Below are 24928 nucleotides of genomic sequence, written 5' to 3' on the forward strand. Positions count from 1 at the left end.
ATTGAGCATGGAAACAAAGATTCTTGATAAAAATGCTGAATTTTTTGGCGTAACCACAGAGCAACTCATGGAAAATGCGGGTAGAGCTATTGCGAATGAGGCAAAAAAATTGCCATTTAAAAGATGGCTGATTTTATGCGGGCCCGGGAATAATGGAGGGGATGGATATGTTGCATCTCGCTATATAAAAAATTGCAGGGTAATTGTGATTGAAAAACCAAAAACAAAGCTTGCAATGAAAAATTTCAGGAGAGCAAAGACGAAGTGCAAAATTTACCATTATAGCAAGGAGAAATTTATCCAGCTTTTAGAAGAAAGCGATGCGGTAATAGATGCAATGCTTGGAATCGGAATAAAAGGTGAGCTAAAAGAGCCATATCGTCAAATAGTTGAAATTTTGAATAGATCAGAAAAATTTATTCTTTCTGTTGATGTTCCCACAGGTTTTGGAAGCGACTTAATGCTCAATCCAAATCTTACAATAACATTTCATTTAGTAAAAGACGGAATGGATGAAAGATGTGGAAAAATATTGGTAGCGGACATAGGGATACCAAAAGAAGCGGAGCAATATGTTGGGGCGGGGGAGCTAATTTTATATCCAAGGCGAAGAAAAGATAGTCACAAAGGAGAAAATGGGATAGTAGCGATTATAGGGGGAGGAGCATATACTGGTGCCCCTTTCCTGGCGGGTATGTCAGCTCTCAGAGCGGGATGTGACCTTGTTTATATTTGCTGTCCTTCTTCTGTTTGGAGTGTAATTGCGTCTTTCTCTCCTGATTTGGTTGTTAGAAAAATGAGCGGGGATTTTTTAACAGTTGATGGTTTAAAGGAAGTAGAGGATGTTATAGAAAAAGCGGATGCAATTCTGGTTGGGCCGGGTTTAGGCAAAAACAAGGAAATCATTGAAGCATGCAAATTCATCTTTGAAAATTATGATAAGAAGTTTGTTTATGATGCGGATGCAATAGAAAGCCTGAAAGGAATGAAATGTAACCAGAGAGTTGTTATCACGCCTCACTCTGGGGAATTCAAAAGATTGACAGGAATAGATTTGCCATCTGAAATTGATGAAAGAGCAAAAATAATCAAGAATGAAGCAAAAAAGCTGGATGCAACAATTCTTGCTAAGGGGGTAATTGATATAATAAGCGACGGAAAAAGGTTAAAAATGAATAAAATACATAATGAAGGAATGACTGTTGGAGGTACAGGTGATACGCTTGCGGGTATATGCTGTGCAATGCTTGCCAAAAAAATTGAGCCATTTTATTCCGCATGCATTTCAGCATTTATAAATGGAATGGCTGGAAATATGGCTTATGAAGAAAAAGGAAATATTACCGCAACTGATTTAATAGAAAAAATACCGATTGTAATTAAAAAATTCACTCAGGAGTAGCCCAACTTTCCTTGTCAATATAGAACTCTTTTCCTATATCAACATCACCTCTTATTATAGGCTTTATCTCCTTAATCGCTTCTATCCTATAAAAAGATGATTTATACCAGTTATAATCCATATCCACCTTCAACTTCTTGTAGATAGGGAGTTTGTGCTGATATGAGGAGAAATTTTTTTTCTCAATTGGATAGGTGCTGAATCTCCTTCTTATATCTGTTATCACAAAACCCATATCATAAATCATTTTCTGAATTTCATACCACTTTTTTAAAGATGCTTCAAGCGTCGTCAGCCCAAAATAACCCGCCCCATTTCTTTTTAAGGAAGAAGCTCCTCTTGATAAAAACAATTTTATTCCAGGTATAGTTTCAACTGGATCAGTGACAAAAACATCGAATTTTTTAGAGAATTTTTCATTTTCCTTCCTTATATCATTTACATATGCATCAACTGGTAAGCTATATTCATCCGCTACTTTGTTTATAAAATTAACAATTCTTTCATCTATATCTATTGCAACAACTTTTTTTGGCATAAAAGTTAGCCCGCATGCTATACTAAAAAAATCATCATCCCCTATAACAAATATTTTCCCTATTAAATCTCCTCTTTCATATACAAAAGCTAATCTCCTCAAAACATCTTCGCATCTCATATACCCTTGATCATATTTTTCTTTAGCTTCAGGGCGTTTTTTCATTATCCTCTTGTAATCTTTCTCTATTTGATGGAAAAAATTGTATCCTGTGCCACCACAAGCTTTACATTTAAAATCGATCCATCTCCATATATTCATCCCTTTTTTAGTTAGCCTTAATTTACCATCTCTTATTTCTATTATATTTTTCTTTTCCAATTCCCTTATTTTTTTATAAAATTCCCTCAAACTGGCATCCACATCAGCAATTAATTCCCATATTGAAATAACTCCTCTACTTAAGATAGAAATTATTTGGTATTCTATTCTATTCATTTCATCCTCTGTCAAGTATATAATGTCTGAAATTTTTCGGTTTCAAATATTTTATGAAAAGCTCGAAAGCAATCTCACTCTTCTTTTTATCACCGCATGTAAATATATCAAGATTAACTAATTCATATTCAGGCCAGGTATGAATTGAAATGTGCGATTCTGAAATTAATACAATGCAAGTTACTCCATGTGGATTGAATTGCTTTGTTAAAATTCCTATTTTCTCTATTTTTGATTCTTCAATCACTTTTTCAACTATCTCTTTTAGCACACTTTCTTCGGATATCAGTTTTTTATCCACGCCATAGAACTCTGCTATTATATGTCTTCCGAGTATCTTCATTTTTTCACCTCTCTCCAAGATAATAAAATTTAAGTATAAGATAATCCTAAATTATTTCTTAAATTTTTCGATGATTTCGAGAAATTTCCAGAATTTGAAAAATGCTTTACTCATTTTTATAAGGGATGAATTGCTATTTTACTTGATTGAAGGTAAAGAGTAAAATATTTTTGCTGAATGTGTGGAAAAAGAGATATAACAAAATGGGTTAAAATTAAGCAAGAGGAGGGTTCAATTTTCTCAAGGGTTAGAAATATGGGCGAGATAACTTTTATAAATCCAATATGTATTGAAAATTGATAATATGATCGATTTGGAAGATTTACCTGGTGTTGGGCCTGCAACAGCAAAAAAGCTAGAGGAAGCGGGTTATACCGATTTGATGGCAATTGCGGTTGCATCCCCTGCGGAGCTTGCGGAAATTGCTGAAATAGGCGAGGGCACCGCACTTAAAATAATACAGGCAGCTAGAGAAAAAGCGGATGTTGGCGGATTTGAGACAGGTGATACATTGCTTGAGAGATTGAAGGAAAGGAAACATCTTACAACCGGCTCAAAAAGTTTCGATGAGTTACTTGGTGGAGGATTTGAAACCCAAGCAATAACAGAACTCTTTGGAGAATTTGGCTCAGGAAAGACACAGATTGCACATCAGTTATGTGTAAATGTTCAGCTTAAGGAAGAAGAGGGTGGGCTGGAGGGTGAGGCAATTTTCATTGATACGGAAAATACATTTCGCCCTGAGAGAATAATTCAGATGGCAAATGGCTATGGAATGGATGGAAAAGAAGCATTGAAAAAAATACATGTTGCTACCGCATTTAATTCAAATCATCAAATGATGCTTGTTGAGAAAGCAAATGAAATTGCAAAAGAGCACAATGTAAGGCTACTAGTTGTTGATTCATTGACAGGGCATTTCAGAGCGGAATATATTGGAAGAAGTTCCCTTGCGGAAAGGCAACAGAAATTAAATAAACATATGCATAGTTTGCTAAAATTTGCAAGAATAAATAATGCAGTCATATGTGTAACAAATCAAGTCGCTGCTCGTCCAGATGTATTCTTTGGAGACCCAACTCAACCGATAGGAGGCCATATAGTTGGCCATACCGCAATGTTCAGGCTTTATTTAAGAAAATCAAAGGGAGGAAAGAGAATTGCTCGCCTAATTGACTCACCACACCTTCCAGAAGGAGAAGTTGTATTTTCGGTTTCGGAAGAAGGAATAAGAGATGCATAGAATAGAACTCTCGCATGGCGCTGGCGGGCGAGAAATGGCAAAACTTATAGAGGAGTTTATAGTAAAAAAAATTAAAAACGAGAAGGCGGAAGTTGCTTTGCAAGAAATGGATGATTCAGCGGTTTTTGAAGATATTGTCTTTACAACAGATAGTCATGTAGTTCAACCAATTTTTTTCCCTGGTGGAGATATAGGAAGGCTGGCGGTTGCTGGCACGATAAATGACATAGCTTCATTAGGGGCGAAACCTCTTGCAATGTCTCTTGCAATGGTAATAGAAGAAGGATTTGAGATGGAGAAATATGAAAAAATTCTTGAGAGTATATCTAAGACAGCAATTGAAGGAGATGTGGAAATAGTTACTGGTGATACAAAAGTTGTTGAGAGAGGGGGAATAAAGGATATGATTATAACAACCTCTGCAATTGGAAAAGAAACAAAATATCTAGAAGAAAATTTTGAATTCACAAAAAGAAATAAATGGCTTCTCGATTCTTGTCTAGAGGCAGGAGATAAAATAATTTTAACTGGAACAATTGCGGATCATGGTATTGCAATTATTTCTAAAAGAGAGGGATATGGATTTAAAGGAAAAGTCAAGTCAGATGTTGCTCCATTATATGGGCTTATTGAAAAAGCTTTAAAAGTAGGAGGGGTTGTTTCTGCAAAAGATGTAACAAGAGGAGGGATTGCAAGTGCTTTAAATGAAATGGCAAAAAAATCTAGGGTTTCTATTCATATCGAGGAAGAGAAAATACCAATAAAAGAAGCGACGCTTTCTGCTTGTGAGATGCTTGGAATTGATCCATACATAGTTGGAAATGAGGGGAAAATGGTTATAGGAGTGATGGAGGAGATGGCAGAGGATGTGCTTGAAGCAATTAGGAAACATAAATATGGCAGAGATGCGGAGATAATTGGAGAAGTGAATAATGGAAATTATGTTATTTTGAATACAAAAGTGGGGGGAAAAAGAATTCTTGAGATGCCAACAGGAGAAATAATTCCAAGAATATGCTGAGAGATATTATGTCCTTCTTTAATAATATTTAGATTTCAAGCGAGATTTTGCCAAAAATTTTTAAATATAAAAACTTATTTATAAATTGAAGGCTAAAAAATGAAAAGAAAATATCTGATATATGGGCTCATTTTGTTTGGGTTAATTGATAGCTTTGAGCTTTGTAAAAGAAGCAAGAGCAGACACTTTTTATGTTCCTGATCAGTATCTTACTATACAAGATGCTATCAATTCATCAAGCAATGGAGATATAATAAAAGTTAACACAACAGCAGAGCTTTATAGAGAAAACATTGTTGTAAATAAAGAAATAAGATTAGTTGTCGATCCTGTTATAGATGCTATGGGAGGAATAGAAATAACAGTTGAAGCATCCAACGTTTCTGTTGAAAATTTCACTATACTCAATGCATCTAAAGGAATTTATGCCCATAATACATCATTCATTTTACAAAATGTTACCATCAATAATTGCACAATATACAACTGTACATATTATCCTGGATATGGAATCGAATTTAATAAAGTAAATGAAAGCCTTATCAACAATACACAAGTCAACAATACCAACTATAGCATCCGCCTTTCCTATTCAAGCTATAACACCATCACCAACAACAATGTTGTTTCGAATTATGACGATGGCATCTGGCTTTGCTTTTCCACCAATAACACCATATCTAATTGCAATGTTTATAGCAATAACGATGATGGAATTTGGATAGAGAAGTCATCTGACAATACTATAACATATTCAAATATTTACAATAATACAGACGATGGGATAGTAGCATATGAAGCTTCAAATACTCAGGTTCATTATTGTAATATTTATGGAAATGCAGATTATGGAATTTACAATTACAATGAAGAAAAGGTGTATCAAGTAGATGCAACCTACAACTGGTGGGGTCATGCAAGCGGACCATATCATCCAACTTTAAATCCATTCGGAAAAGGAGATAATGTGAGCAAAAATGTTTTATTTAAGCCATGGCTTGAAGCACCATATGAAATCTCACTAACAGTAAGCGTAGTTAAACCAAGAAATGCATTGTATATCTTTGATAGAGAAATAATTTCATTGCGAATTCCAGTGATAATAGGAGGAATAACAATTGAAGCAACTGCAAGCTCAACTATAGGCATAGAAAAAGTAGAATTCTATATTGATAATGTTCTTAAATTCACAGATACAAGTGAGCCATATTCATGGAAATGGGATGAAAGAGCAATAGGAATGCATGAAATAAAAGTAATTGCATATAATAGCATTGCTCAAACAGCGGAAGACAGAATAAACGTCTTCATAATAAACTTCTAACCTTCTTTCCTCCCTATCTTAATTTAATTAACACACCCAGTAAAATTATGAAAAATATGGTGTGAATTTTTGAGAGATAAATTTTTTTAAACATAAATGTTTTATTTTATGCTCAAAATATTTAATACTCTTAGCAGAAAAAAAGAAGTTTTTATTCCAATTGAAGGAAGAAAGGTAAGAATGTATGTTTGTGGAATAACCCCATATAGCGATGCTCATATTGGGCACGCTCGCACGTATGTGGCATTTGATATAATAAGGAGATATCTTGAATATAAAGGATATGATGTTTTTTATGTTCAAAATATAACAGATATAGACGATAAGATAATAGATTCAGCAAATAAAATAGGTATGCCTCCTCTGGTTTATTCTGAGATGTATGCAAAAAGATGTCTTGAGGATATGAGAAAACTAGGAATAAGAGAAGCAAGTTTATATCCAAAGGCAACAGAACATGTTGAAGATATGATAAACTTTATAGAAAAATTGATTGAAAAAGGATATGCATATCTAAGTGATGGAGATGTTTATTTCAGTGTCAAAAAATTTGAAAGATATGGGATGTTATCAAAGCAGAATATGGAAGAAATAATAGCGGGTGCAAGGGTAAGTGGAGAAGGAAAGATAAATAAGGAAGATTTTGCTCTGTGGAAATCAGCAAAGCCAAATGAACCAAAATGGACAAGTCCATGGGGTGATGGAAGGCCTGGATGGCATATAGAATGCTCGGTAATGAGCTCAAAATATCTTGGTGTGCCAATCGATATACATGGAGGAGGTGAAGATTTAATATTTCCTCATCACGAAAATGAGATTTCTCAATCAGAAGCATTCTTTGGGAAAAGATTTGTTAATTATTGGCTACACTGCGGGCTTTTAAAGATAAGGGGTGAAAAAATGAGCAAATCTCTTGGAAATATAATAAATTTGAGGGATGCAATTGATGAATGGGGAGCTGACAATCTGCGCTTCTTTTTTGCTTCATACCATTATAGAAGTCAAGCAGATTTTAGTGAAGAAGGAATAGAGAATGCAAAAAATTCCTTGAAAAGGATCATCTCTATGAAGGAAAAACTTAGCGAGATGGCAGGAGAAAGCAAAAAATTTAGGAAGAAAGAGCTAAGTATAGAAGAAAAAAAATACTTAGAAGAGATAAAAAATATAAAAGCAAATTTCGAGAAAGCAATGGATGATGATTTTAACACTCCAAGGGCAATAGAAGAAATATTCAATTTTGTAAGGATAACCAATAAGTTTTTAATGGATAAAAAAGAGCCAAATAGTAGTGTTTGTAAGTTTGCATTAGATGAATTCATTAGCATGAATAGTGTATTAAATATATTCCAGGAAGAAAAGAAAATTGATGAAGCATCACTTATGGCTATTGCGGAGAAATATGGAATAAAAGAAAAAAAGAGTGAAAAAATAATAGAGAAAATTATTGAAATAAGGAGAGAGGCGAGAGAAAATAAAAATTACAAGCTCGCTGATGAAATAAGAGATGATTTGAGAAAATCGGGTATTGAGCTTGAAGATATAGGAAAAGAAACAAAATGGAAAATAATTTAAGCAAAATAGACTTCCAAAAGCATGTTTTGCCAAAAATGTGGCTCCTTGCTTTATCCGAAAGGGAATGAATTGATATGCAAAAAATGCGGCTATTCACAAAAAAAGGAAGATAAAAAAGTTGTTGTATCTAGAAGAAGAGAAAGTGAGGCGATTGTAATCGAAGAGGAAATAGCCCTTCTGCCAAAAACATCAATAATATGTCCTAAATGCGGAAATAATGAAGCATACTGGCTTCTGCGTCAGACGAGAGCGGCGGACGAGCCAGAGACAAGAATTTATATATGCACGAAATGCAACAATAGGTGGAGAGAGTATTAATTTTTGTATTTAATTATCCATTGTTTATGGGTTGATATGGGTTGAAGGCTGGGTCACCATATATAGTGAATTCTCTAAAGCAAACATATTTTTTATCCAAGAATATTCCACTTTCATATCTTGCTTTTGTTAGAGGAGGTGTCCATAGAAAAGTTGAGTTTGCATCTTTTGGAAGATATGCATTCTTTGCATTTCTTAAAGCCATTCCAATCGTCTCATTCTTATTGAGATTTATAATAAAATCTTCTGCTATAACCGCTCCAAAATGTGGTTCTGGAAATTCTCCTTTGATTAGATAATTTACCAATGCTTTTACAAAACCTTTTGCTCCAAATCCTTTGAAAATCAGTCCAGGCTCTATGTAGCCTGGATCCGCAGTAACGCGTGTTGATGCAACAATTGCATTAACTCCCGCATGTAAATATGCCTGGCTAAGGCAATTCTCCGGTAGCAGACCATCCGTTCTGCCAACAATACAACTCAGAACAAATATTGTGCTGGGCCCGTATTCCTCATTTACAATGTATCTTACTGAATAAGCTCCATGGGATGTTAATCCACTTTGAACAAACGGGATAAATCTTGATAGCCAAGTAACTGGTGGAAAGCCAAGGGAATCAAGAATAACATCTCCTGATTCATAAAGATAATAAATTCCATGGTTAAATACGAAAATAAGATTGCTATTTCTTTGATATTCTCCTCCTTTAACCACTCTCTCCCCACTTATGAATTCTATGAGATTCGGGAATAATATGTTAAATCTGCTGGTATATTTAGCCAAATCCTTAAAACCTTCTCTTTGAGATGCTAGAAGATGAGTGCTCCTCACTTCATATCCTCCTCCTTCCATTACTTTACTCAATCTTTTATTTATAAATAAGCTCTCACCTGTGGGCCATTTTGTTGGCTCCTCTCCTCCTTGCAAAATATTGAACAGAGTTGTCAAAATGGGCACCCATTGAAATTCTAGGCCCGCACCAGTTTGAACAGTTGCATTATTCTTCCAATCCCCTAACTTATTTACTATTTCATTGTAAAATATTGTTCTAGCAATGAGGGCGGAGCAGTCCTGAGCATCATATCCAGTTATTCTCCCAACCGCATTTTCTTGGAAAGGATAATATGTAAATGAATCATTTTCTAAATCATTTGGATTCGGGTCAATATTTCCATATATAAAATCACTCGGTAACTGCACACCTATTATATTATCACTATCTGGATTGTGGTAGTAAAACATTGGAACCATAGTTGGGTCTGCAATTATTGCAATATAAATCGGATTATTTGCGTAATAATTTCGTAGCTCTTTTGTATCAGATAAATTTGCAATCTTTGAAAGAATTGTATTTAATTGCCTATGAATTCCGAGAACATGTTTGTTGCAAGGATCAACCAACTTTTCATTAGTTGATGGATATACCACCCCTTCTATTCCGATATTTTCATTTCCAGCAAAAGCAAATTCAGGTTTTGCAAAAACAATTCCTTTATGATAAGAAGTTATATAGGGTGCAATGGATGATAAATTCTTCATAAGTGGTTCATATGGACTGGATATTTCTTCAACATCTATCTTCAATTTATATTTTCCTGATGTGAAGCTGATCCATCTTCCCAAAACATCCGCTCTATATTCCCCTGGCCTATTATATATTATTGTTTCATAATGGATTTTATCAGTAATTATATCTCCATTTTCTACCTCTGGTATGCCAGCTGAGGTTGATGTATAAATGTATATTTCTTCTTCTGGGTCGTATACAAGCAATATTAAATCATCACCTAGCTCACTTACATATTCAGAATTTTCATTGATTAAATCTATGCTGAGGCGAGCATATTTATAATCTTGAACTGAAAAGGTATTGGAAGAATAAAGAGCGAATCCATTTAATATAGCATTTATTGATTGTGCAAGCAAAACATTTGCGGAAAGAGTTTCATTTTCAAATTCATAAGTTGTTCTATTTAAAACCTCTACTCTAGATGTGTCCGCTGGATTTGTTATTGTAATATAATTTACCCCTCCAAATCTTGTTTTCAGAAATTCTATCATAAAATCATTTATTTCATCAACTGTGCGGAAACGCCATGTTGTTTTATATCCTTTTAAATCACCACACACAAAAGTATATTCTACACCCAATCTTTTTAATTCCTCCTTTATCTTATCTGTATTATTTGTAACAAAAACCGGAATATTTAAGTAGGATGCTAAAGGAGTTGCAACAACCCCAAGCTCGTAACCTTTTCTACTTTCTTCAATTAGTAGAATTGCATCGCTTCTTTTCCATAGTTTACTTATTTCTATTGATAGATTTTCTGCAGTTATTCCATGAAATTCTTTATAGTTAGCTGTATAAATTTTCTTAAATATTTCAACAGCCCTAGATGGGTTATCAAAATTTTCTACTAGAAGAGGAGCAACATCTACAGAACTACCATTATAAAACAATGAAGCAGGGGTTGCAATGAAAGGATAAAACGGATTTTCATCGCCTACAATTATCGGTGTGGCACCAGCGCTCCTCTCCGAGTTTAATTGATCAATGGTTTTAATGTCAAAGCCCTCAACTTCTTTAACACTTTCAATGCATCCAGAAAAAACTGTTGCAATAAGAGCAACACCTACAAGCGCAACAATTTTTTTATTTTTCATGAATGGATATTACTTTTAACTCTATAATAATTTCGCTCAAATTGTTTCAATTGAAAACATTGCTCCTGTTCCTTTTAAAACAGATTGTATTTTATCCGCGAACCATATCAAAGTATCTATATCCGGCTCTCTGCTCCATTCATAAACAAAATCATAGTTGCCTCTCAATGCCTTTAGACCGAGCTGAAGTAATCTATCTTTAATCTCGGATGGCCTTGCTCCCTCACTGCTGAATATTATGCTCACATAGGTCTTCATTGAAAAGAAATAATTAATTGATATAAAAAATTTTACAAAAGCTATTCATTGTAAAAATCATTAATATTATATATGCCTAAATAATTAATCCGTGGGGAAGGGATGTATATAAAATGCATTACACTCGAAAACTTTAAATCATTTGGAAATAAAATTAGCATACCGTTTCTTCCTGGCTTCACTGCGATAACGGGCCCTAACGGCTCTGGAAAATCGAATATTGTTGATGCCATATTGTTTTTGTTAGGTGTAAGGAGCCCAAAAACGATAAGAGCGGAAAGGCTTACTGATTTAATATATAAAGGAGATAAAGAAGCAAATTATTGTAAAGTATCGATAGTTTTTGACAATTCTTCAAGAAAAATACCAATTGATAGCGATGAAATTGTTCTTACAAGGAAAATAAAAATTTCTCCGTTGCCAGGAAACCCATCAAATTTTTACAGCTATTTTTACATAAACGGAAAATCTGCTTCACTAAATGAATTTGTTGAGCTCCTCTCCTCCGCCCGCATCTCGCCCACCTGCATAGTCCAGCAGGGGGATGTGAATTCAATAGTTGATATGGGGGATTTTGAGAGAAGAAAATTGATAGATGAGGTTGCGGGAATTGCAGATTTTGACAGGGATATTGAAAAAGCACAGAAGGAGAGGGAAGAAGTTGAAAGGAACATGGAGCATATTCTCATCATTCTGGATGAAATTAAAAAGCAGTTGAGACAGCTTAAAAAGGAAAAGAATGAGGCATTGCACTATAAGGAAAAATTGGAGGAGCTGAACAGAGCAAAAGCGATGCTTTCATATAAGAAGAAAGTTGAGATAGAAAAAGAAATAAAGGAAGTTTCCAAACAGATAGATTACTATGAAAAAGAAAAAATAGCTCATGAAAAAGAGCTCGCTGAATTGAAGAAGAAATACAAGGAAAAGCAAATATCATTTCAGGAAATAGAAAATAAGTTGATGGAGTTAGGTGGAGAGGAAATTTTAAAAATAAAGGAAAAAATAGATTTTTTCAGGGAAGAAAATATAAAAGCGAAGGAAAAAATAAATTATTACAGGAAAGAAATTGCTGAGAAAAAAGGAGAAATAGAGCAGATAAAGGGATTAATTGATAAAATAATCAAGGAAGAGAAAAAATGTGGAAATATAGTAGAAAATATAAAGAAAGAGATTGAAAGGATAGAAAAAGAAATTTCTTCGAGAGAGAGTGAAATTTCTCAGATAAAAGCGGAAACCGAAAAAACAGATGAAAAAACAATTTCTTTAAGCAGAGAGATTGCAAAAATAAAAAAAGAAATAGAGAAGGCAAAAGAAGAATTGCATTCCTTATTGCTTGAAAGAGATAGATTGACACAAAATAAAGAGGGAGTATCTGCGAAATTCAATGAATTCTTTAACATCAAGAACAATTTTGAAATAGAATTAAGAGAGCTAAAAATGGAAATAAGCGAGGTGCAAAAGATTGAAAAGGAAAGAAGGAATAGAAAGGAACAGCTTGAGAAAAAACTTTTCGAAAAAAAGAAGGAAGAAGCAAGCACAGGAGAAAAACTCAGGGAGCTGGAAAAAGAAATAATCAAATTGCAGAGAGAATTATCAAAACTCAAAATAAGTGAAGATGCATCTTTTTCACCTTCAACAAAAGAAATCCTCCGCTTAAGAGATGAGGGTATAATTAAGGGCATACATGGGACCATAGCGGAATTGATGAGGGTAGAGGAAAAATACAGGAAAGCCATAGAGGTGGCGATCGGCAGGCGGGCGGAGGCGGTGGTGGTTGAGGATGATGAGGTGGCAGCGAGGTGTATTGAATATCTAAAGAAAAATGATTATGGAAGGGTTACATTTTTGCCATTGAATAAAATGGTTACGGGAAAGCCGAGGGGTAAGGCCTTGCTTGTGATAAGGAATGAAAATGTTCTCGGTTTTGCAATAGACCTTGTTTCTTTTGATAAGAAATATGAGTCAGCAATATGGTATGGCCTTGGGGATACAATCATAGTAAATAATTTGGAGAATGCTCGATCAATGATGGGCGGGATTAGAATTGTAACTCTTGAGGGCGAGCTAATTGAGCCATCTGGAGCAATAACAGGAGGAAGCCTGCCAAAGAGCAGTATTTTTGAAGTCGCTGATCTGAGAAAAAGCATGGAATTAAAGTATAAGTTGATGGATTTGAGCATGCAGCAAGAGGAGCTAACCAATGCATTAATAAAAATAAAGGAAGAAATAAGCAAAATAGAGAATGAATTAAAGAATTTACCCGACTATAAATTAGAGGAAATTGAAAAATTGGAAATCAGGAAAAGAGAAATAGAAAGCAAGTTGAAGAGTATAAATGATGAATTGAAGAAATGGGAAGGGGAGTTAAATAAACTCAATGCATCTCTTGAAGAATATGAGAATAAAATAAAAGAAAAGCAAAATGAAATAAATCAGCTTGAAGAATTGAAGAAAAGAAAAGAAGAGGAGATAATAAGTCTGACAAGTGAGGAAAAAATAAAGAGAATAGAAAATCTAAAAGAGGAGATTGAAAAATTAAAAGAGGAAAGCAGGAATTTACTCGCTGATTTAAGGGGCAGGGAAAAAGAATTGGAAATTATTTTAGCTCAAAGAAATGAAATGGAAAGAAAGCTCGCAGAAAATGAAACGAAATTGAAAGAAATGGAGAAAGACCTAGAAGAGGAGGAGAAAAGATACGAAGAAAGCGGTAAGGAGATAAAGGCTTATGAAGAAATTGAGAAAAAAATTGTTTCAAAGACGAAGGGATTGAGTGAGGAAAGGGATAAACTTTATAAAGAAATTGTTGAAATTGAAAAATTAATTGATAGTATATCAACAAAGATGGAGGCAACAATTGATATAATATCAAAAACTAAGGCAAGATTACCATCTCTTGAAAGTGCTCTATCAGAAATTATAGATATAAAATATGAGTTTAAAGAAGAGGAGCTTTTGTCATTTGATGAGATAAAAAAGAGAATTAAGGAATTAGAGGAAATTTTACAGAATATGCAGCCGGTGAATATGAAAGCCGTTGAAGAATATGAAAAACAGGAAGAAAGGAAGAATAAGTTTGAAGAGGATTATAATAAATTGAAGGAGCAGAGAGATAATCTCATAAATCTTGAAGAGGAAATAAAGAAGAAGAAAAAAGAAACATTTTATGAAGTATTTAATGAAATAAGAAAAAATTTCGTAAGGATATACAGTGAGTTGAGTGGTGGGGAAGGTGATTTAGTTTTGCAAAATTCTGAAAATCCTTTTGAAGGAGGATTGATGATAAAAGTTAATAAAAATGGTAAAAAAATGAATTTGTATTCTCTTTCTGGAGGAGAAAGAAGTGTTGCATCTCTTGCCTTTATATTTTCAATGCAGGCATATGAACCTTCTCCATTTTATGTTCTGGATGAAATTGATATGTTTCTTGATGAAAAAAATGCGGAAAAGATAGCAAAAATGATTCTATCAAATTCCTCATTTGCTCAATTTATTATTGTCTCTCTAAGAAGAATTACAATAAAAAATGCGAACCATATCTATGGTGTAACTCTTTCAAATGGTGTATCGATGGTTGTTGGTAATATAAATGTAAAGGAAGTGGAAAAGATAGCGGAGATAAAATGAAGGAAGAACTAATAAATCATATAATAAAAAACAAAGATATGCTGTATAATCAGGAGGACATTCAGCACTATATAGAAATGATTGACAAGAAAGTTTTTATCAACAATCCTTTTGATAGAGCTATAGCAATATTATTTGAACTTGTTATTGAAAATGAGATAAATCCCATGAATGTGGATTTAATTTCTTTCTCCGCTTTATACATGAAAAAGGTAAAGGAGGAAGGAATAGATCTTTTTGTTGCGGGTAAAATAATATCCATGGCCTGGAAAATTTTAAGATTACAAAGCGAAAAAATTATAGAGAATATGGAAAGAAGGGACGTTGAGATTGAGATACCTGACTGGTATGGGGATGATGAGCTGTTTTACTACACACAGAAAGTTATCAATGATGAAATTCCACTAGAAGCCAAAATAAGAAGAATCCCATCCACTAGAGTTACAATATTTGATCTCATAAATGCTTTTGAAGAAGCAAAGAAAGAGATTGAAAAAAGAGAGAAAAATAAAAAAATAGTTGAGGAGAAGAATAATTTACCCCCACCAAAAGATCATTTGCATAAGGAAGATATTGAGGAAGATGTAAAAAAATTGATGAGAAAATTGAGCAAATTAAACGGGGAAGCGATACCCATTAAAAATCTCTACTCCAGCAGAGATGATATTATATCAGTGCTTTTGCCTTTGCTTTTCCTTGCTAAAGAGGATAAAATAGTGATATGGCAGGAAAACTTTCCGTTTGGAGAGATATATATAAGGGTTAAGCATGGACATTAGAAAAATTATAGAAGCAATACTTTTTGCATCTGGTAAGCCGGTTAGCAAGGAAGATATAAAAAAAATTTTTCTGTTTAAAGATAAAGAAATAGAAGATACAATAATGCAATTAAAGGAACAATATAAGGACTCAGCAATCGAAGTTATTGAGAGTGATGGTAAATATGCAATGCAGGTTAGGGAGAAATATGTTGAATATACAAAAAAATTTGCACCGATGGAAATACCAAAGAATTTACTAAAAACACTTTCAATAATAGCATATCATCAGCCAATAAAGCAATCAGAGCTAAGGAAAATTGTTGGTGAGAAGGTATATGAACATGTTAAAGAGTTACAGAAAAGAGGATTTTTAAAATTAGAGAAAGATAGAAGAACCAAGATTATAGAAACTTCACAATTTTTCTATGATTATTTTGGCTTTGATAAAAAAGATAAGGAAAAAATAAAGAAATCACTGTATGAAAGGATTGTTTAACCAAACAGTGCTCCTAAACCCGCTGCTATTTCTTCTTCACTGACCTTCTTTTCTTCTTTCTTCTCTTCCTTTTCTTCCTTCTTTTCTTTTCCTTCTTCCTTCTTCTCCGCTGGCATCACCGGCATTACTGGCATCGAAGATGCTTTTGATATTATTTCATCTATGTTCACTCCCTTGAGAGATGAGGTTAGCACTTTTATTTTTGCATCGTCTATCTCAATGCCCGCCGCCTGAAGCACTTTCTTCAAATTTTCATCGTTTATTTCCTTACCAGCTGCATGCAACAGCATTGCTCCATATATATATTCCATTTTTCAACCTCCGATTTTATTTTCCAATGCTTTAGCATGTAAATACGCTCTATTTATAAATGCTTCTATTGTCTCTTTGCTATATATATTTCTTTCTAACGCAACATTATATGCGGAATTATATGCTTTCATTATAATTTGTTCCAGAGCATCTTTTGCGGGATAGCAAATTTCAATTGCAAGGTTGATTGCCCTTGCAAAAGAAGTTTGAATTTCTCCAATTAACTTGTTGAAATCAACAGCAAGTATATCAGGAGGATAAATTATTCCATTTTCCATGAGCGCATTTATTTTCAATCCTATTTCAATTGGCTTTATATCCAATTTTCCAAGAACCTGAGCAATTTGTGGAGAAATAACTTCTCCTTTTTTAACAAGAACAACATCTTTTTCTATAACTACCTTTCCTTCTCTTATTGAAGCGGGAATTCCCGCTTTTTGTAGCTCACCAACTATAGGACCTGGTTTGAAATTTGTTTCACCCTTTTTTACTACTATATCCTCGCTCGCGATCTCCCCGCCCTTTGCTGGTGCTTTGGTTCTTGCACTTTCTATGAGTTTGTAGAGTTCTACAGGATTGAGGTTTGAGGCAATTATTGCGCTCTCCCCAACAATATAATTTGCAAGCTTCTCTGTCCCGTTTGAAAGAGCTATTCTCAGCAAGGTGTTTTTAGAAACTTTTATTATTGCTTTTCCTCTTAAGCTTTCTCTCATCCTCTGCATCTGATATGCTGGTATTCCTCTTATTCCTACAATTCCAAATACCTTATGGGATGATATTATATTTTTTATTTCCTCTAGTTCCTTAATTTTCCATTCCGCAGGCATTATATCACTCTCACAGGAAAACCCATGGTTGTTTTTACATAAGCAGAAGCAATGTTCATCCTCCCTCTTTCAAGTCTTCCTTCCACTCTATGCAAAACCGCTTCTATATTTTCCGCTATATCCTCAACACTCATATTTTCCTTCCCAACCATACAATGAATAAATGGTTTATCTTTGGAGCGCACCTTTACACTTTTTTTCAATTTTCCTACTAACTCACCTATATTTATCTCAGGAGGAACCGGCTTCGGCATCTTCCCGCGGGGCGCAAGTATCTTACCAAGGCTTTTTCCTATTAGAGGCATCAGAGATGCTTCCGCTATAAATAAATCATATTCTTCCGCGATACTTTTTGCTTTCTTTTTATCTTCTGCAAGCTCCTTTATTTCATCTGGCATTATAACTTTATTCGTTACCTCTTTTGCTTTGAGAGCAAGTTCTCCTGTAGCAAAAACTGCAATTTTTGCATCCTTACCCCTTCCTTTTGGCAGTTCTATCTCTTCATCTATCCTATTTTCCGGCCTGCTTAAATCTACATCTTTTAGATTTATGATTAGGTCTACTGATTGAATAAATTTCCTTTTTTTGTTATTTTTTTCGTTTATCGCATTCTTTACTGCTTCAACTATTTCTTTTGATGCCATAGTTCTAAATGGCAATAGCTTTTTATTATATAAAGGTTATTTAATTCATGTTTTTGAACAGGAAAGCTTAGGAAATTCATGATGTATATGGGTTGCTCTAACCTTGAATAAAAAGAAAAAAATATAAATAAATTATCCTTTATTTGCTATGCCCTGCGCAAAGAAGGAGAAGAAGGAAAAGAAAAAGAAAAAGTAATTCATAATTATTCATATTGGAAAAATTCTCTATCCTTTTTAATTATTTTGTTTTATCAAAAAATATTTATTCTTATCCTCATCTACTTCTATGCATAAAAGAGAGGGAAATTTTATAATTGCAAAATTTGTTGATGGAGAAGTAATTGAAAACCTGAAGAATCTATGTAGAAAAGAAAAAATAGAAACCGCTTTTATAATAAATGGTATAGGAATGCTCGAAAATGTTTTAATTGGATATTTTGATGGAGAAAAATATTTAAAGGAAAGAATTAGTGAGCCAGTTGAACTTATCTCCCTACAAGGAAATATATGTAAAGGTGAGAACGATTATATAATTCATGCTCATTCCGCGCTTGGAACAAAAGAACACAATTTGAAAGGCGGGCATCTATTTGAAGGAAAGGTAAAAATTGTGAATGAAATTCTTCTATATGTATTTAATGAAATAAGAATAAGCAGGAAGAAGAAAGGAGAAATTATGGAAATGCAATTATAATCCATCCATAAAAAATTCTTGATAATCAAACCATATACCGGATTTATGCAAATAATTTCTTTCTGCTTCAAGAAGTTCTCTATGCATCTCTTCTTCCTTTGCAATGTTTTCAAACAACTCCTTTAACTCTGAATTTTTTGCATTTTCGGATGCCTTTTTAAAATAATCATATGCCTTCTTTTCAAAGTCTATTGCGTACTCAAGCGCCGCATACTCGCCTGAGGTGGTAGAGAAATCTATTTTTCCAAATATGTCAGGGCTTTTGCTTTCTTTTTCAACAAAATTTCCAAAAATTTCTTTTGCAATTTTTCTGAATTTTTCTAAATGCCTTATTTCATCTTCAGCCAGTTTTTCAAACATTTTTTTACCATATACGTTTTTGCAAAGAGAAGATGCCTTCTTGTAAAATGCATATCCGTCCTTTTCAAGTTGAAGAGCCACATTTATTTCTTCCATTTCACACCTCCTTGATTTTTTCAAGTATTATTGCGGGACAGAGCCTCTTCACACCTTCTATTTTTCCTATTCTTGTCAGTATTTCAGAAAGTTTTTTCCCATCTTTTGCCCATATCTCTGCCATAATCATGTGGTCGCCTGTTGATATACTTACATTTTTTGCTTCATTAATTTTTGCTATTTCATTTGCTATTTCAAAAAGTTTTGTCGGCTCTATATCTACGCCTAGAAGAGCAATGCTATTATAACCAACTTTTTTTGGGTCAACCACTGCAATATATTTCTTTATTACACCCTCTTTTTCTAGATTATCAACTCTTTTTCTTATCGCTCCTTCGCTTAGTCCAAGCTCTTTTGCAATTTTTGTATAAGGAGTTCTTGCATTCTCTTCAAGAATTTCAATTATTTTCCTATCTTTTTCATCTAACATATAAATCTTTCATAAAATGCTCAATCAGTATATATTTTTTATGTTTTTTAATTTATTTCGGAAAAATTTTTATAAAAAACATCCAAAAAATTTATATAATCGGAATATAATTATTGCTGGTGATAAAAAATGGAAAATAAAATACCTCTATTAGGAGAAAAATTTCCAGAAATGGAAGTGCACACAACGCAAGGAAAAATAAAATTACCAGAGTTTTACAGGGGAAAATGGTTTGTTTTATTTAGCCATCCAGCGGATTTTACTCCAGTATGCACAACTGAATTTGTAGCATTTCAGCTTAGATATGAAAAATTCAAGGAAATGAACACCGAGCTAATAGGGCTTAGCATAGATCAGGTTTTTAGCCATATGAAATGGACAGAGTGGATAAAAGAAAACATAAAAATAAACAAAAAGCCAATTGAAATAAATTTTCCAATTATAGCGGACTCTTCCGGCGATGTTGCAAAAAGGCTGGGAATGATAAGCCCGTTTAAAGGTTCAAATACAGTGAGAGCAGTTTTCGTAGTCGATAATAATGGAATAGTAAGAACAATTCTTTATTATCCTCAGGAACTGGGGCGGAATATCGATGAAATTTTAAGGATAGTTAAAGGGTTGCAGATAATAGACAAGCAAAAAGTTGCATTGCCCGCCAACTGGCCAAACAATGAAATAGTGGGCGACAAAGCAATTGTGCCCCCGCCAGCGGACGAGGCTTCTGCAAAGGAAAGGCTCAAGATGGCTGAGGAAGGGAAAATAGAATGCCTTGACTGGTGGCTTTGCTATAAGGAAGTGGAGAAATGATTCCTGAGAGAGTTTTAAAAATGCTTAATAATCAGATAAATGCGGAGTTTTATTCCGCCTATCTTTACCTTTCAATGTCAAACTATTATGAAGGAATGAATCTCAAAGGATTTGCTAAATGGATGAAAATTCAAGCGAAGGAAGAGCTCGGGCATGCAATGAAGATATATGAATATGTTATTGAAAGAGGAGAAAAAGTTAAGCTCATGAAAATAGAAAGCCCGCCCTCTGAATGGAGCTCGCCTTTAAATGCTTTTGAAGAAGCATATGCTCATGAAGTAAAAATAACGAAAATGATAAACAATATTTATGCGGTAGCGATGGAAGAAAAAGATTTTGCAACTGTTTCAATGCTTAAATGGTTTATAGATGAACAGGTTGAAGAAGAGGCATCCACAAATGAAATTGTTCAGAAAATAAAGCTGGCGGGAGAAGAAAGATTGTTTTTAATTGATAAAGAATTGGAAAAAGCCAGAGGTGATTAAATGGCGAATAGATATGAAGTATATAAATGTGAGATATGTGGAAATGTTGTTGAAATTTTGCACGGAGGAAAAGGACAGCTTGTGTGCTGTGGGCAACCTATGAAGCGGATGGAAGCAAAGAAAGAAGAACAAGGATATGAAAAGCATCTTCCAGTTATAGAAAAAGTTGGAAATGAAATTCTTGTTAAGGTTGGGGGCGTTCCACATCCAATGGAAGAGAAGCACTTTATAGAGATGATAGAAATAATTACAAAAGATGGGAAAATAATCAGGAAATATCTTAATCCAGGAGATAAACCAGAAGCAAAATTCCCGATGATGGAGATAAAGGAAGCAAGAGAATATTGCAATATCCATGGGCTATGGGCAAAGGGGATTTAATGGAGATAATAGTTGATGTTAGAACAAGAGAGGAGTATATAAAAGAGCACATAAAGGGGGCAATAAACATACCCCTTCATGATTTACATCATTCCATCGATTTTTTAAAAGGCAAAGAAATATCGCTGTATTGCGACAGCGGGCGCAGGGCCAGCTCAGCAAAAGAGTTGTTGGCCAGAGAAGGAATTGATGCAAAAGTAATAAAGCCAGAGGAAATTAAAAAATATAGGAAAGAAAAAGGAAGTATAATATGTGCTTTGAATTATGTTTTCATAAGAGAAGGGAAAGAGGATGAATTTGAAAAAAATGCTTTTGAACTATGCAAAGAGGTGGAGTTGCCTGGCTTTCTTGGAGGTAAGTTGCTAAAAGCTAGTGGCATTTCTTCTGCTGGAAGCTCTCTAAAAGGAGATTTGAGCAATGAAAAGATTAAACCCTCAAAATATATAATGATAACTTATTGGGAAAGCAAAAAAGCTCATGAAGATGCACATAAAACAGATTTGTTTGTTAAGGCATTTGAAAAAATGAAAGATTATGTTGCGATGATTCCATATGAGGAATTTTATGAAATATTGAGGTGATAAAATGAAGAAGATGACTGAAAAAGCTTTAAGTGATGCTTTTGCGGGAGAATCAATGGCTCATATGAAATATTTGATATTCAGCGAGATAGCGGAAGAAGAAGGAAACAAAGATATAGCTCGCCTTTTCAGAGCAATTGCATTTGCGGAAAAAGTTCATGCAAAAAATCATTTAAAAAGCTTGGGGATTATAGGAAAAACATCTCAAAATATTGAAAATGCTATAAATGGAGAGAGATATGAAGTAGAGGAAATGTATCCGGTATATTATGAAACAGCAAATTTGCAAAATGAAGAAAGCGCAAAAACTTCCTTTAGATATGCTCTCGAAGCGGAGAAAATCCATGTTGAACTTTATAAAAAAGCAAAAAATGGTGGTATAGAAGGCGAAATATATATATGCCCCATTTGTGGTTATACTCATGTTGGCAAGCCACCAGAAAAGTGCCCGATTTGTAAGGCGGGCAAGGATAAATTTAAAAAATTTTAGGTGAGAAAATGAAAAAATATAAATGCATGATATGTGGCTATATATATGATCCAGAAGAAGGCGACATAGAAAACGGCATCCCGCCAGGCACCCTCTTTGAAGATTTGCCTGCGGATTGGGCGTGCCCGATCTGCGGGGCGAGCAAGGAAGATTTTGAAGAAATATGATCGAGGAAATAAAAAAAGATATATACTTTGTTGGAGCGATTGACTGGCATCGAAGGCTATTTGATGAGCTAATACCTTTGCCTGATGGAACAACTTACAATTCTTATCTAATAAAAGATGAAAAAATTGTTCTAATTGATACAGTTGATCCTTCTAAGGAAAGAGAGCTTGTTGAAAATTTGAATGAATTGGTTGGCAGAGTAGATTATATTGTTGCAAATCATGCGGAACAGGATCATTCAGGGGCAATTCCTGCAATACTCTCCATTTATAAGGAAGCAAAGGTTTTAACAAACGAAAAATGCAAGGAGTTTCTGAAGGATTTATTGTTAATACCAGATGAAAGATTTATTACAGTTGAAGACGGGCAGGAAATATCTATAGGAAAAAGAAAATTGAAGTTTTTACTCACTCCATGGGTTCATTGGCCTGAAACAATGCTTACCTATGCAAAAGAAGACAAAATTCTTTTTACATGCGATTTATTTGGCTCACATCTGGCAACAAGCAACATTTTTTCAAAAGATGAAAAATTATATTCCTCAGCAAAAAGATATTATGCGGAAATAATGATGCCTTTTAGGAATAAAATAAAGGAATACATTTCAAAGATAGAAAAAATGGAAATCGATATAATTGCACCCAGTCATGGCCCGATATATAAAGAAAAGGATTTTATATTAAATGCTTACAAGGAGTGGGTATCGGATAAGGTTAGGAAGGAAGTTGTAATAGCATATGTTTCAATGCATGGGAGCGTCGAAAAAGCGGTTTCATATCTTATAGATGAACTGGTAAAAAGGAAAATAGAGGTCAGGCCGTTTAATCTTTCAAAAACAGATATAGGAGAGCTTGCAATTTCCCTTGTTGATTGCTCTACTTTAATAGTTGCATCTCCTACTGTGCTCGGGGGGCTCCATCCGCTGGTTCTGTATGCATTGTATCTTGCTTCATTGCTTCGCCCTAAACTAAAATTTGTCTCCTTTATTGGCTCCTATAGCTGGGGAAGTAATGCATTGGCACAATTAAATGAAATTATTGGAAAGATGAAAGTGGAAGTTATAGAGCCATTGATAATGAAAGGGCATCCCAAGGAAAAAGATTTTGAGAGAATAAGAGAAATGGCGGAGGAAATAGAGAAAAGGCATAGCAAATTATGAATAGCAATAAATTAAGAAAAATAACAAGAGAATTTAATAAGCATAGAGCCCCTGAATGTTTTGCAAGAACATTGAGAAATGGAAGGAATAATCTTGTAATTGTTTTCTCGGGAACATCTTCCTTTTCCTGCTGTTTTGATGAGCATTTTGAAGACTATAGGCAATTGCTTAAAGAGGAAAATGAAAATTATGAGATTGAAAAAGTGATAAGGATTGGAAATGCTTTTGTTGTAACATATAAAAAATTACCTGATACAGCTTGCAACTCTTTTTAGTCCTTCTTCTATCAAACTCAGATTTTCGACAAGTGGGCCATAACTTATTCTCACCGCCTGCCTTAAAGTATCTCCAAAGCCCATTCCAGGAATAAAAAGAACACCTGTCTTCTTTAAAATTCTTTTTACAAATTCTTCCCCATCTTCATTTACTTTCATAAGGGTATATAATCCTCCCTGAGGAACCAGACAGGGCATATTCAGATATTCTTTTATACAATTGATGGTTACTTCAGCCGCCTTTTTGTAATCGTTTTTTATCTTCTCTATATATTTCTTTAAGCTCTTATCCTGAATTGATTTTTCAATATATGAAACAAAGGTCATTTGATGCATTGTATCCGGGCATAATATAGTGCATTGCTGTACTCTCTCCAACCCTTCAATTATTTCCTCATTTGCATCAACCCACCCCATCCTCCTTCCCAGACCACGCCCCCATTTCGAGTTGCTGTGCACTGCAATTAATTCAGGGTAATCCGATGGGCTAAAAGAAAAATATGCGGGGGGCTTTATGAAGCATTGGGTTTTGTAGGCATAATCTATTATAAGGTAAGATTCATTTTCATGGCATATATCTATTATTGTTTTTACAAAGCTATCACCAAAAACTTGTGAAGATGGATTATCAGGTGATGGAAAGATAATTAACTTGGGCTTTTCCTTATGATATATTTCCTTAAATTCCTCAGATAATTCATAATCTGGTTTATACTCCCATTCTTCCTCATCAAGGACTTTAAGCCTTACTATCTTTGTTTCTTTATTTACCATCTTTATTTGTCCTGGATAATTTGCATATGTTGGGTCAAAAATTAAAATTTTATCTTCCTTATCGAGAAGAGAGATTAATAAATCATGGGTGAGCTGGGTTGAAGATTGTCCAACAATAATATTTTCTTTTTCAATTTTAACTCCGAAAAGTTCTTTTTCCATTTTCGAAATTGCCTCCCTACATTCATCCAACCCGAGAGTTGGGCTATATGCCCCAGATTCATGAAACTTTTTTCTATCCTGACATATTTCCATATATTCCTCTCTTAGCAATTCTGGTGAATGATGCCCAACCCATCCTCCTCCAAAAGAAATCACTTCATCTGGATCAAGCCCCATATTTATAATGTTCTGTCTGCTGGCCATTTTCATTATTTGGCGTATCGGTGATGGCTCATTTATCATCTCTTTTACAAGGTTTGATAAACCCATAATGGTGTAT

At 34.1% G+C, this 24928-nt stretch carries 28 protein-coding genes; 18 read left to right on the top strand and 10 right to left on the bottom strand.

Annotated features, from left to right (window positions below):
* The first annotated feature begins 7 nt into the window (after positions 1–7).
* Positions 8–1402: an NAD(P)H-hydrate dehydratase gene (locus H5T44_02065; GenBank protein ID MBC7081020.1), complete on the top strand. Its 1395-nt coding sequence runs from the start codon at positions 8–10 to the stop codon at positions 1400–1402.
* On the opposite strand, the gene H5T44_02070 is transcribed toward H5T44_02065, so the two are convergent.
* Positions 1389–2378: a bis-aminopropyl spermidine synthase family protein gene (locus H5T44_02070; GenBank protein MBC7081021.1), complete on the bottom strand. Its 990-nt coding sequence runs from the start codon at positions 2376–2378 to the stop codon at positions 1389–1391. The two genes, H5T44_02065 and H5T44_02070, sit on opposite strands and share 14 nt — an antisense overlap.
* A gap of 1 nt (position 2379) precedes the next feature.
* A complete protein-coding gene (locus tag H5T44_02075) occupies positions 2380–2721 on the bottom strand; it encodes an S-adenosylmethionine decarboxylase (protein MBC7081022.1) in 342 nt (113 codons plus the stop codon).
* Between the two features lie 304 nt (positions 2722–3025).
* Here H5T44_02075 and radA point away from each other — a divergent pair, with 304 nt between their 5' ends.
* The 5 genes from radA to H5T44_02100 all read left to right on the top strand — a co-directional run bounded on the left by radA (position 3026) and on the right by H5T44_02100 (position 8199).
* Positions 3026–3964 (top strand): DNA repair and recombination protein RadA, encoded by a 939-nt coding sequence (gene radA, locus H5T44_02080; GenBank protein ID MBC7081023.1) that lies wholly within the window; start codon positions 3026–3028, stop codon positions 3962–3964.
* Positions 3957–4985 (top strand): hydrogenase expression/formation protein HypE, encoded by a 1029-nt coding sequence (gene hypE, locus H5T44_02085; protein ID MBC7081024.1) that lies wholly within the window; start codon positions 3957–3959, stop codon positions 4983–4985. The genes radA and hypE overlap by 8 nt, the downstream gene beginning before the upstream one ends.
* Before the next feature lie 154 nt (positions 4986–5139).
* The gene (locus tag H5T44_02090; GenBank protein MBC7081025.1) at positions 5140–6309 is read left to right on the top strand and encodes a right-handed parallel beta-helix repeat-containing protein; all 1170 of its coding nucleotides are present in this window, start codon (positions 5140–5142) and stop codon (positions 6307–6309) included.
* Between the two features lie 108 nt (positions 6310–6417).
* Complete coding sequence (locus H5T44_02095; GenBank protein MBC7081026.1) at positions 6418–7881, top strand: cysteine--tRNA ligase; 1464 nt, start codon at positions 6418–6420, stop codon at positions 7879–7881.
* A gap of 21 nt (positions 7882–7902) precedes the next feature.
* Positions 7903–8199, top strand: coding sequence for a transcription factor S (locus H5T44_02100; GenBank protein MBC7081027.1), 297 nt, complete (start codon positions 7903–7905; stop codon positions 8197–8199).
* A gap of 13 nt (positions 8200–8212) precedes the next feature.
* Here H5T44_02100 and H5T44_02105 read toward each other — a convergent pair whose 3' ends face one another.
* Positions 8213–10864 (bottom strand): hypothetical protein, encoded by a 2652-nt coding sequence (locus H5T44_02105; protein MBC7081028.1) that lies wholly within the window; start codon positions 10862–10864, stop codon positions 8213–8215.
* Between the two features lie 36 nt (positions 10865–10900).
* Complete coding sequence (locus tag H5T44_02110) at positions 10901–11122, bottom strand: hypothetical protein (GenBank protein ID MBC7081029.1); 222 nt, start codon at positions 11120–11122, stop codon at positions 10901–10903.
* Positions 11123–11224: 102 nt separating this feature from the next.
* Here H5T44_02110 and smc point away from each other — a divergent pair, with 102 nt between their 5' ends.
* The 3 genes from smc to scpB are packed head-to-tail and all read left to right on the top strand — an operon-like array spanning position 11225 to position 16003.
* Complete coding sequence (gene smc / locus H5T44_02115; GenBank protein ID MBC7081030.1) at positions 11225–14746, top strand: chromosome segregation protein SMC; 3522 nt, start codon at positions 11225–11227, stop codon at positions 14744–14746.
* Positions 14743–15525, top strand: coding sequence for a hypothetical protein (locus H5T44_02120; protein MBC7081031.1), 783 nt, complete (start codon positions 14743–14745; stop codon positions 15523–15525). The genes smc and H5T44_02120 overlap by 4 nt, the downstream gene beginning before the upstream one ends.
* The gene (gene scpB / locus H5T44_02125) at positions 15515–16003 is read left to right on the top strand and encodes an SMC-Scp complex subunit ScpB (GenBank protein ID MBC7081032.1); all 489 of its coding nucleotides are present in this window, start codon (positions 15515–15517) and stop codon (positions 16001–16003) included. The genes H5T44_02120 and scpB overlap by 11 nt, the downstream gene beginning before the upstream one ends.
* Here scpB and H5T44_02130 read toward each other — a convergent pair.
* The 3 genes from H5T44_02130 to H5T44_02140 are packed head-to-tail and all read right to left on the bottom strand — an operon-like array spanning position 16000 to position 17786.
* A complete protein-coding gene (locus tag H5T44_02130; protein ID MBC7081033.1) occupies positions 16000–16314 on the bottom strand; it encodes a 50S ribosomal protein P1 in 315 nt (104 codons plus the stop codon). The two genes, scpB and H5T44_02130, sit on opposite strands and share 4 nt — an antisense overlap.
* Before the next feature lie 3 nt (positions 16315–16317).
* Positions 16318–17142 (bottom strand): 50S ribosomal protein L10, encoded by an 825-nt coding sequence (locus H5T44_02135; GenBank protein ID MBC7081034.1) that lies wholly within the window; start codon positions 17140–17142, stop codon positions 16318–16320.
* Positions 17142–17786, bottom strand: coding sequence for a 50S ribosomal protein L1 (locus H5T44_02140; protein ID MBC7081035.1), 645 nt, complete (start codon positions 17784–17786; stop codon positions 17142–17144). Before H5T44_02140 ends, H5T44_02135 begins: the two co-directional genes overlap by 1 nt.
* Before the next feature lie 286 nt (positions 17787–18072).
* Here H5T44_02140 and H5T44_02145 point away from each other — a divergent pair, with 286 nt between their 5' ends.
* A complete protein-coding gene (locus tag H5T44_02145; protein MBC7081036.1) occupies positions 18073–18480 on the top strand; it encodes a DUF296 domain-containing protein in 408 nt (135 codons plus the stop codon).
* On the opposite strand, the gene H5T44_02150 is transcribed toward H5T44_02145, so the two are convergent.
* Both H5T44_02150 and H5T44_02155 read right to left on the bottom strand, forming a co-directional pair.
* Positions 18475–18936 (bottom strand): ferritin family protein, encoded by a 462-nt coding sequence (locus tag H5T44_02150; GenBank protein MBC7081037.1) that lies wholly within the window; start codon positions 18934–18936, stop codon positions 18475–18477. The two genes, H5T44_02145 and H5T44_02150, sit on opposite strands and share 6 nt — an antisense overlap.
* A 1-nt stretch (position 18937) precedes the next feature.
* Positions 18938–19366, bottom strand: coding sequence for an Lrp/AsnC family transcriptional regulator (locus tag H5T44_02155; GenBank protein ID MBC7081038.1), 429 nt, complete (start codon positions 19364–19366; stop codon positions 18938–18940).
* Between the two features lie 129 nt (positions 19367–19495).
* On the opposite strand from H5T44_02155, the gene H5T44_02160 reads away from it, so the two are divergent.
* The 8 genes from H5T44_02160 to H5T44_02195 are packed head-to-tail and all read left to right on the top strand — an operon-like array spanning position 19496 to position 23712.
* Positions 19496–20173 (top strand): peroxiredoxin, encoded by a 678-nt coding sequence (locus H5T44_02160; protein MBC7081039.1) that lies wholly within the window; start codon positions 19496–19498, stop codon positions 20171–20173.
* On the top strand, positions 20170–20658 hold the full coding sequence (locus H5T44_02165; protein MBC7081040.1) for a ferritin: 489 nt from the start codon (positions 20170–20172) through the stop codon (positions 20656–20658). The genes H5T44_02160 and H5T44_02165 overlap by 4 nt, the downstream gene beginning before the upstream one ends.
* Entirely contained in the window at positions 20659–21039 is a 381-nt protein-coding gene (locus H5T44_02170) for a desulfoferrodoxin (protein MBC7081041.1), read from the top strand.
* Positions 21039–21620: an antibiotic biosynthesis monooxygenase gene (locus H5T44_02175; GenBank protein MBC7081042.1), complete on the top strand. Its 582-nt coding sequence runs from the start codon at positions 21039–21041 to the stop codon at positions 21618–21620. The genes H5T44_02170 and H5T44_02175 overlap by 1 nt, the downstream gene beginning before the upstream one ends.
* A gap of 4 nt (positions 21621–21624) precedes the next feature.
* Entirely contained in the window at positions 21625–22110 is a 486-nt protein-coding gene (locus tag H5T44_02180; protein MBC7081043.1) for a rubrerythrin family protein, read from the top strand.
* Positions 22111–22118: 8 nt separating this feature from the next.
* A complete protein-coding gene (locus H5T44_02185; GenBank protein ID MBC7081044.1) occupies positions 22119–22277 on the top strand; it encodes a rubredoxin in 159 nt (52 codons plus the stop codon).
* Positions 22274–23437 (top strand): FprA family A-type flavoprotein, encoded by a 1164-nt coding sequence (locus H5T44_02190; protein MBC7081045.1) that lies wholly within the window; start codon positions 22274–22276, stop codon positions 23435–23437. Before H5T44_02185 ends, H5T44_02190 begins: the two co-directional genes overlap by 4 nt.
* The gene (locus H5T44_02195; protein MBC7081046.1) at positions 23434–23712 is read left to right on the top strand and encodes a hypothetical protein; all 279 of its coding nucleotides are present in this window, start codon (positions 23434–23436) and stop codon (positions 23710–23712) included. The genes H5T44_02190 and H5T44_02195 overlap by 4 nt, the downstream gene beginning before the upstream one ends.
* On the opposite strand, the gene H5T44_02200 is transcribed toward H5T44_02195, so the two are convergent.
* Positions 23683–24918, bottom strand: a complete 1236-nt coding sequence (locus H5T44_02200) for a pyridoxal phosphate-dependent aminotransferase (protein MBC7081047.1) — start codon at positions 24916–24918, stop codon at positions 23683–23685. The genes H5T44_02195 and H5T44_02200 overlap by 30 nt on opposite strands.
* Between the last annotated feature and the right edge of the window lie 10 nt (positions 24919–24928).

The organism is Thermoplasmatales archaeon, from assembly GCA_014361195.1.
In the GTDB taxonomy this organism is placed as follows: Archaea; Thermoplasmatota; E2; order UBA202; family JdFR-43; genus JACIWB01.

Excerpts from the sequence above, each read along its gene's own strand:
- radA (MBC7081023.1), top strand. The coding sequence starts at position 3,026 with ATGATCGATTTGGAAGATTTACCTGGTGTTGGGCCTGCAACAGCAAAA.
- H5T44_02105 (MBC7081028.1), bottom strand. The coding sequence starts at position 10,864 with ATGAAAAATAAAAAAATTGTTGCGCTTGTAGGTGTTGCTCTTATTGCA.
- H5T44_02170 (MBC7081041.1), top strand. The coding sequence starts at position 20,659 with ATGGCGAATAGATATGAAGTATATAAATGTGAGATATGTGGAAATGTT.
- H5T44_02140 (MBC7081035.1), bottom strand. The coding sequence starts at position 17,786 with ATGGCATCAAAAGAAATAGTTGAAGCAGTAAAGAATGCGATAAACGAA.
- H5T44_02100 (MBC7081027.1), top strand. The coding sequence starts at position 7,903 with ATGTTTTGCCAAAAATGTGGCTCCTTGCTTTATCCGAAAGGGAATGAA.
- H5T44_02130 (MBC7081033.1), bottom strand. The coding sequence starts at position 16,314 with ATGGAATATATATATGGAGCAATGCTGTTGCATGCAGCTGGTAAGGAA.
- H5T44_02155 (MBC7081038.1), bottom strand. The coding sequence starts at position 19,366 with ATGTTAGATGAAAAAGATAGGAAAATAATTGAAATTCTTGAAGAGAAT.
- H5T44_02160 (MBC7081039.1), top strand. The coding sequence starts at position 19,496 with ATGGAAAATAAAATACCTCTATTAGGAGAAAAATTTCCAGAAATGGAA.
- H5T44_02145 (MBC7081036.1), top strand. The coding sequence starts at position 18,073 with ATGCATAAAAGAGAGGGAAATTTTATAATTGCAAAATTTGTTGATGGA.
- H5T44_02075 (MBC7081022.1), bottom strand. The coding sequence starts at position 2,721 with ATGAAGATACTCGGAAGACATATAATAGCAGAGTTCTATGGCGTGGAT.
- H5T44_02095 (MBC7081026.1), top strand. The coding sequence starts at position 6,418 with ATGCTCAAAATATTTAATACTCTTAGCAGAAAAAAAGAAGTTTTTATT.
- H5T44_02120 (MBC7081031.1), top strand. The coding sequence starts at position 14,743 with ATGAAGGAAGAACTAATAAATCATATAATAAAAAACAAAGATATGCTG.
- H5T44_02150 (MBC7081037.1), bottom strand. The coding sequence starts at position 18,936 with ATGGAAGAAATAAATGTGGCTCTTCAACTTGAAAAGGACGGATATGCA.
- H5T44_02135 (MBC7081034.1), bottom strand. The coding sequence starts at position 17,142 with ATGCCTGCGGAATGGAAAATTAAGGAACTAGAGGAAATAAAAAATATA.
- smc (MBC7081030.1), top strand. The coding sequence starts at position 11,225 with ATGTATATAAAATGCATTACACTCGAAAACTTTAAATCATTTGGAAAT.
- H5T44_02190 (MBC7081045.1), top strand. The coding sequence starts at position 22,274 with ATGATCGAGGAAATAAAAAAAGATATATACTTTGTTGGAGCGATTGAC.
- H5T44_02065 (MBC7081020.1), top strand. The coding sequence starts at position 8 with ATGGAAACAAAGATTCTTGATAAAAATGCTGAATTTTTTGGCGTAACC.
- scpB (MBC7081032.1), top strand. The coding sequence starts at position 15,515 with ATGGACATTAGAAAAATTATAGAAGCAATACTTTTTGCATCTGGTAAG.
- H5T44_02110 (MBC7081029.1), bottom strand. The coding sequence starts at position 11,122 with ATGAAGACCTATGTGAGCATAATATTCAGCAGTGAGGGAGCAAGGCCA.
- H5T44_02180 (MBC7081043.1), top strand. The coding sequence starts at position 21,625 with ATGAAGAAGATGACTGAAAAAGCTTTAAGTGATGCTTTTGCGGGAGAA.
- hypE (MBC7081024.1), top strand. The coding sequence starts at position 3,957 with ATGCATAGAATAGAACTCTCGCATGGCGCTGGCGGGCGAGAAATGGCA.
- H5T44_02070 (MBC7081021.1), bottom strand. The coding sequence starts at position 2,378 with ATGAATAGAATAGAATACCAAATAATTTCTATCTTAAGTAGAGGAGTT.
- H5T44_02165 (MBC7081040.1), top strand. The coding sequence starts at position 20,170 with ATGATTCCTGAGAGAGTTTTAAAAATGCTTAATAATCAGATAAATGCG.
- H5T44_02175 (MBC7081042.1), top strand. The coding sequence starts at position 21,039 with ATGGAGATAATAGTTGATGTTAGAACAAGAGAGGAGTATATAAAAGAG.
- H5T44_02185 (MBC7081044.1), top strand. The coding sequence starts at position 22,119 with ATGAAAAAATATAAATGCATGATATGTGGCTATATATATGATCCAGAA.
- H5T44_02200 (MBC7081047.1), bottom strand. The coding sequence starts at position 24,918 with ATGGGTTTATCAAACCTTGTAAAAGAGATGATAAATGAGCCATCACCG.
- H5T44_02195 (MBC7081046.1), top strand. The coding sequence starts at position 23,434 with ATGAATAGCAATAAATTAAGAAAAATAACAAGAGAATTTAATAAGCAT.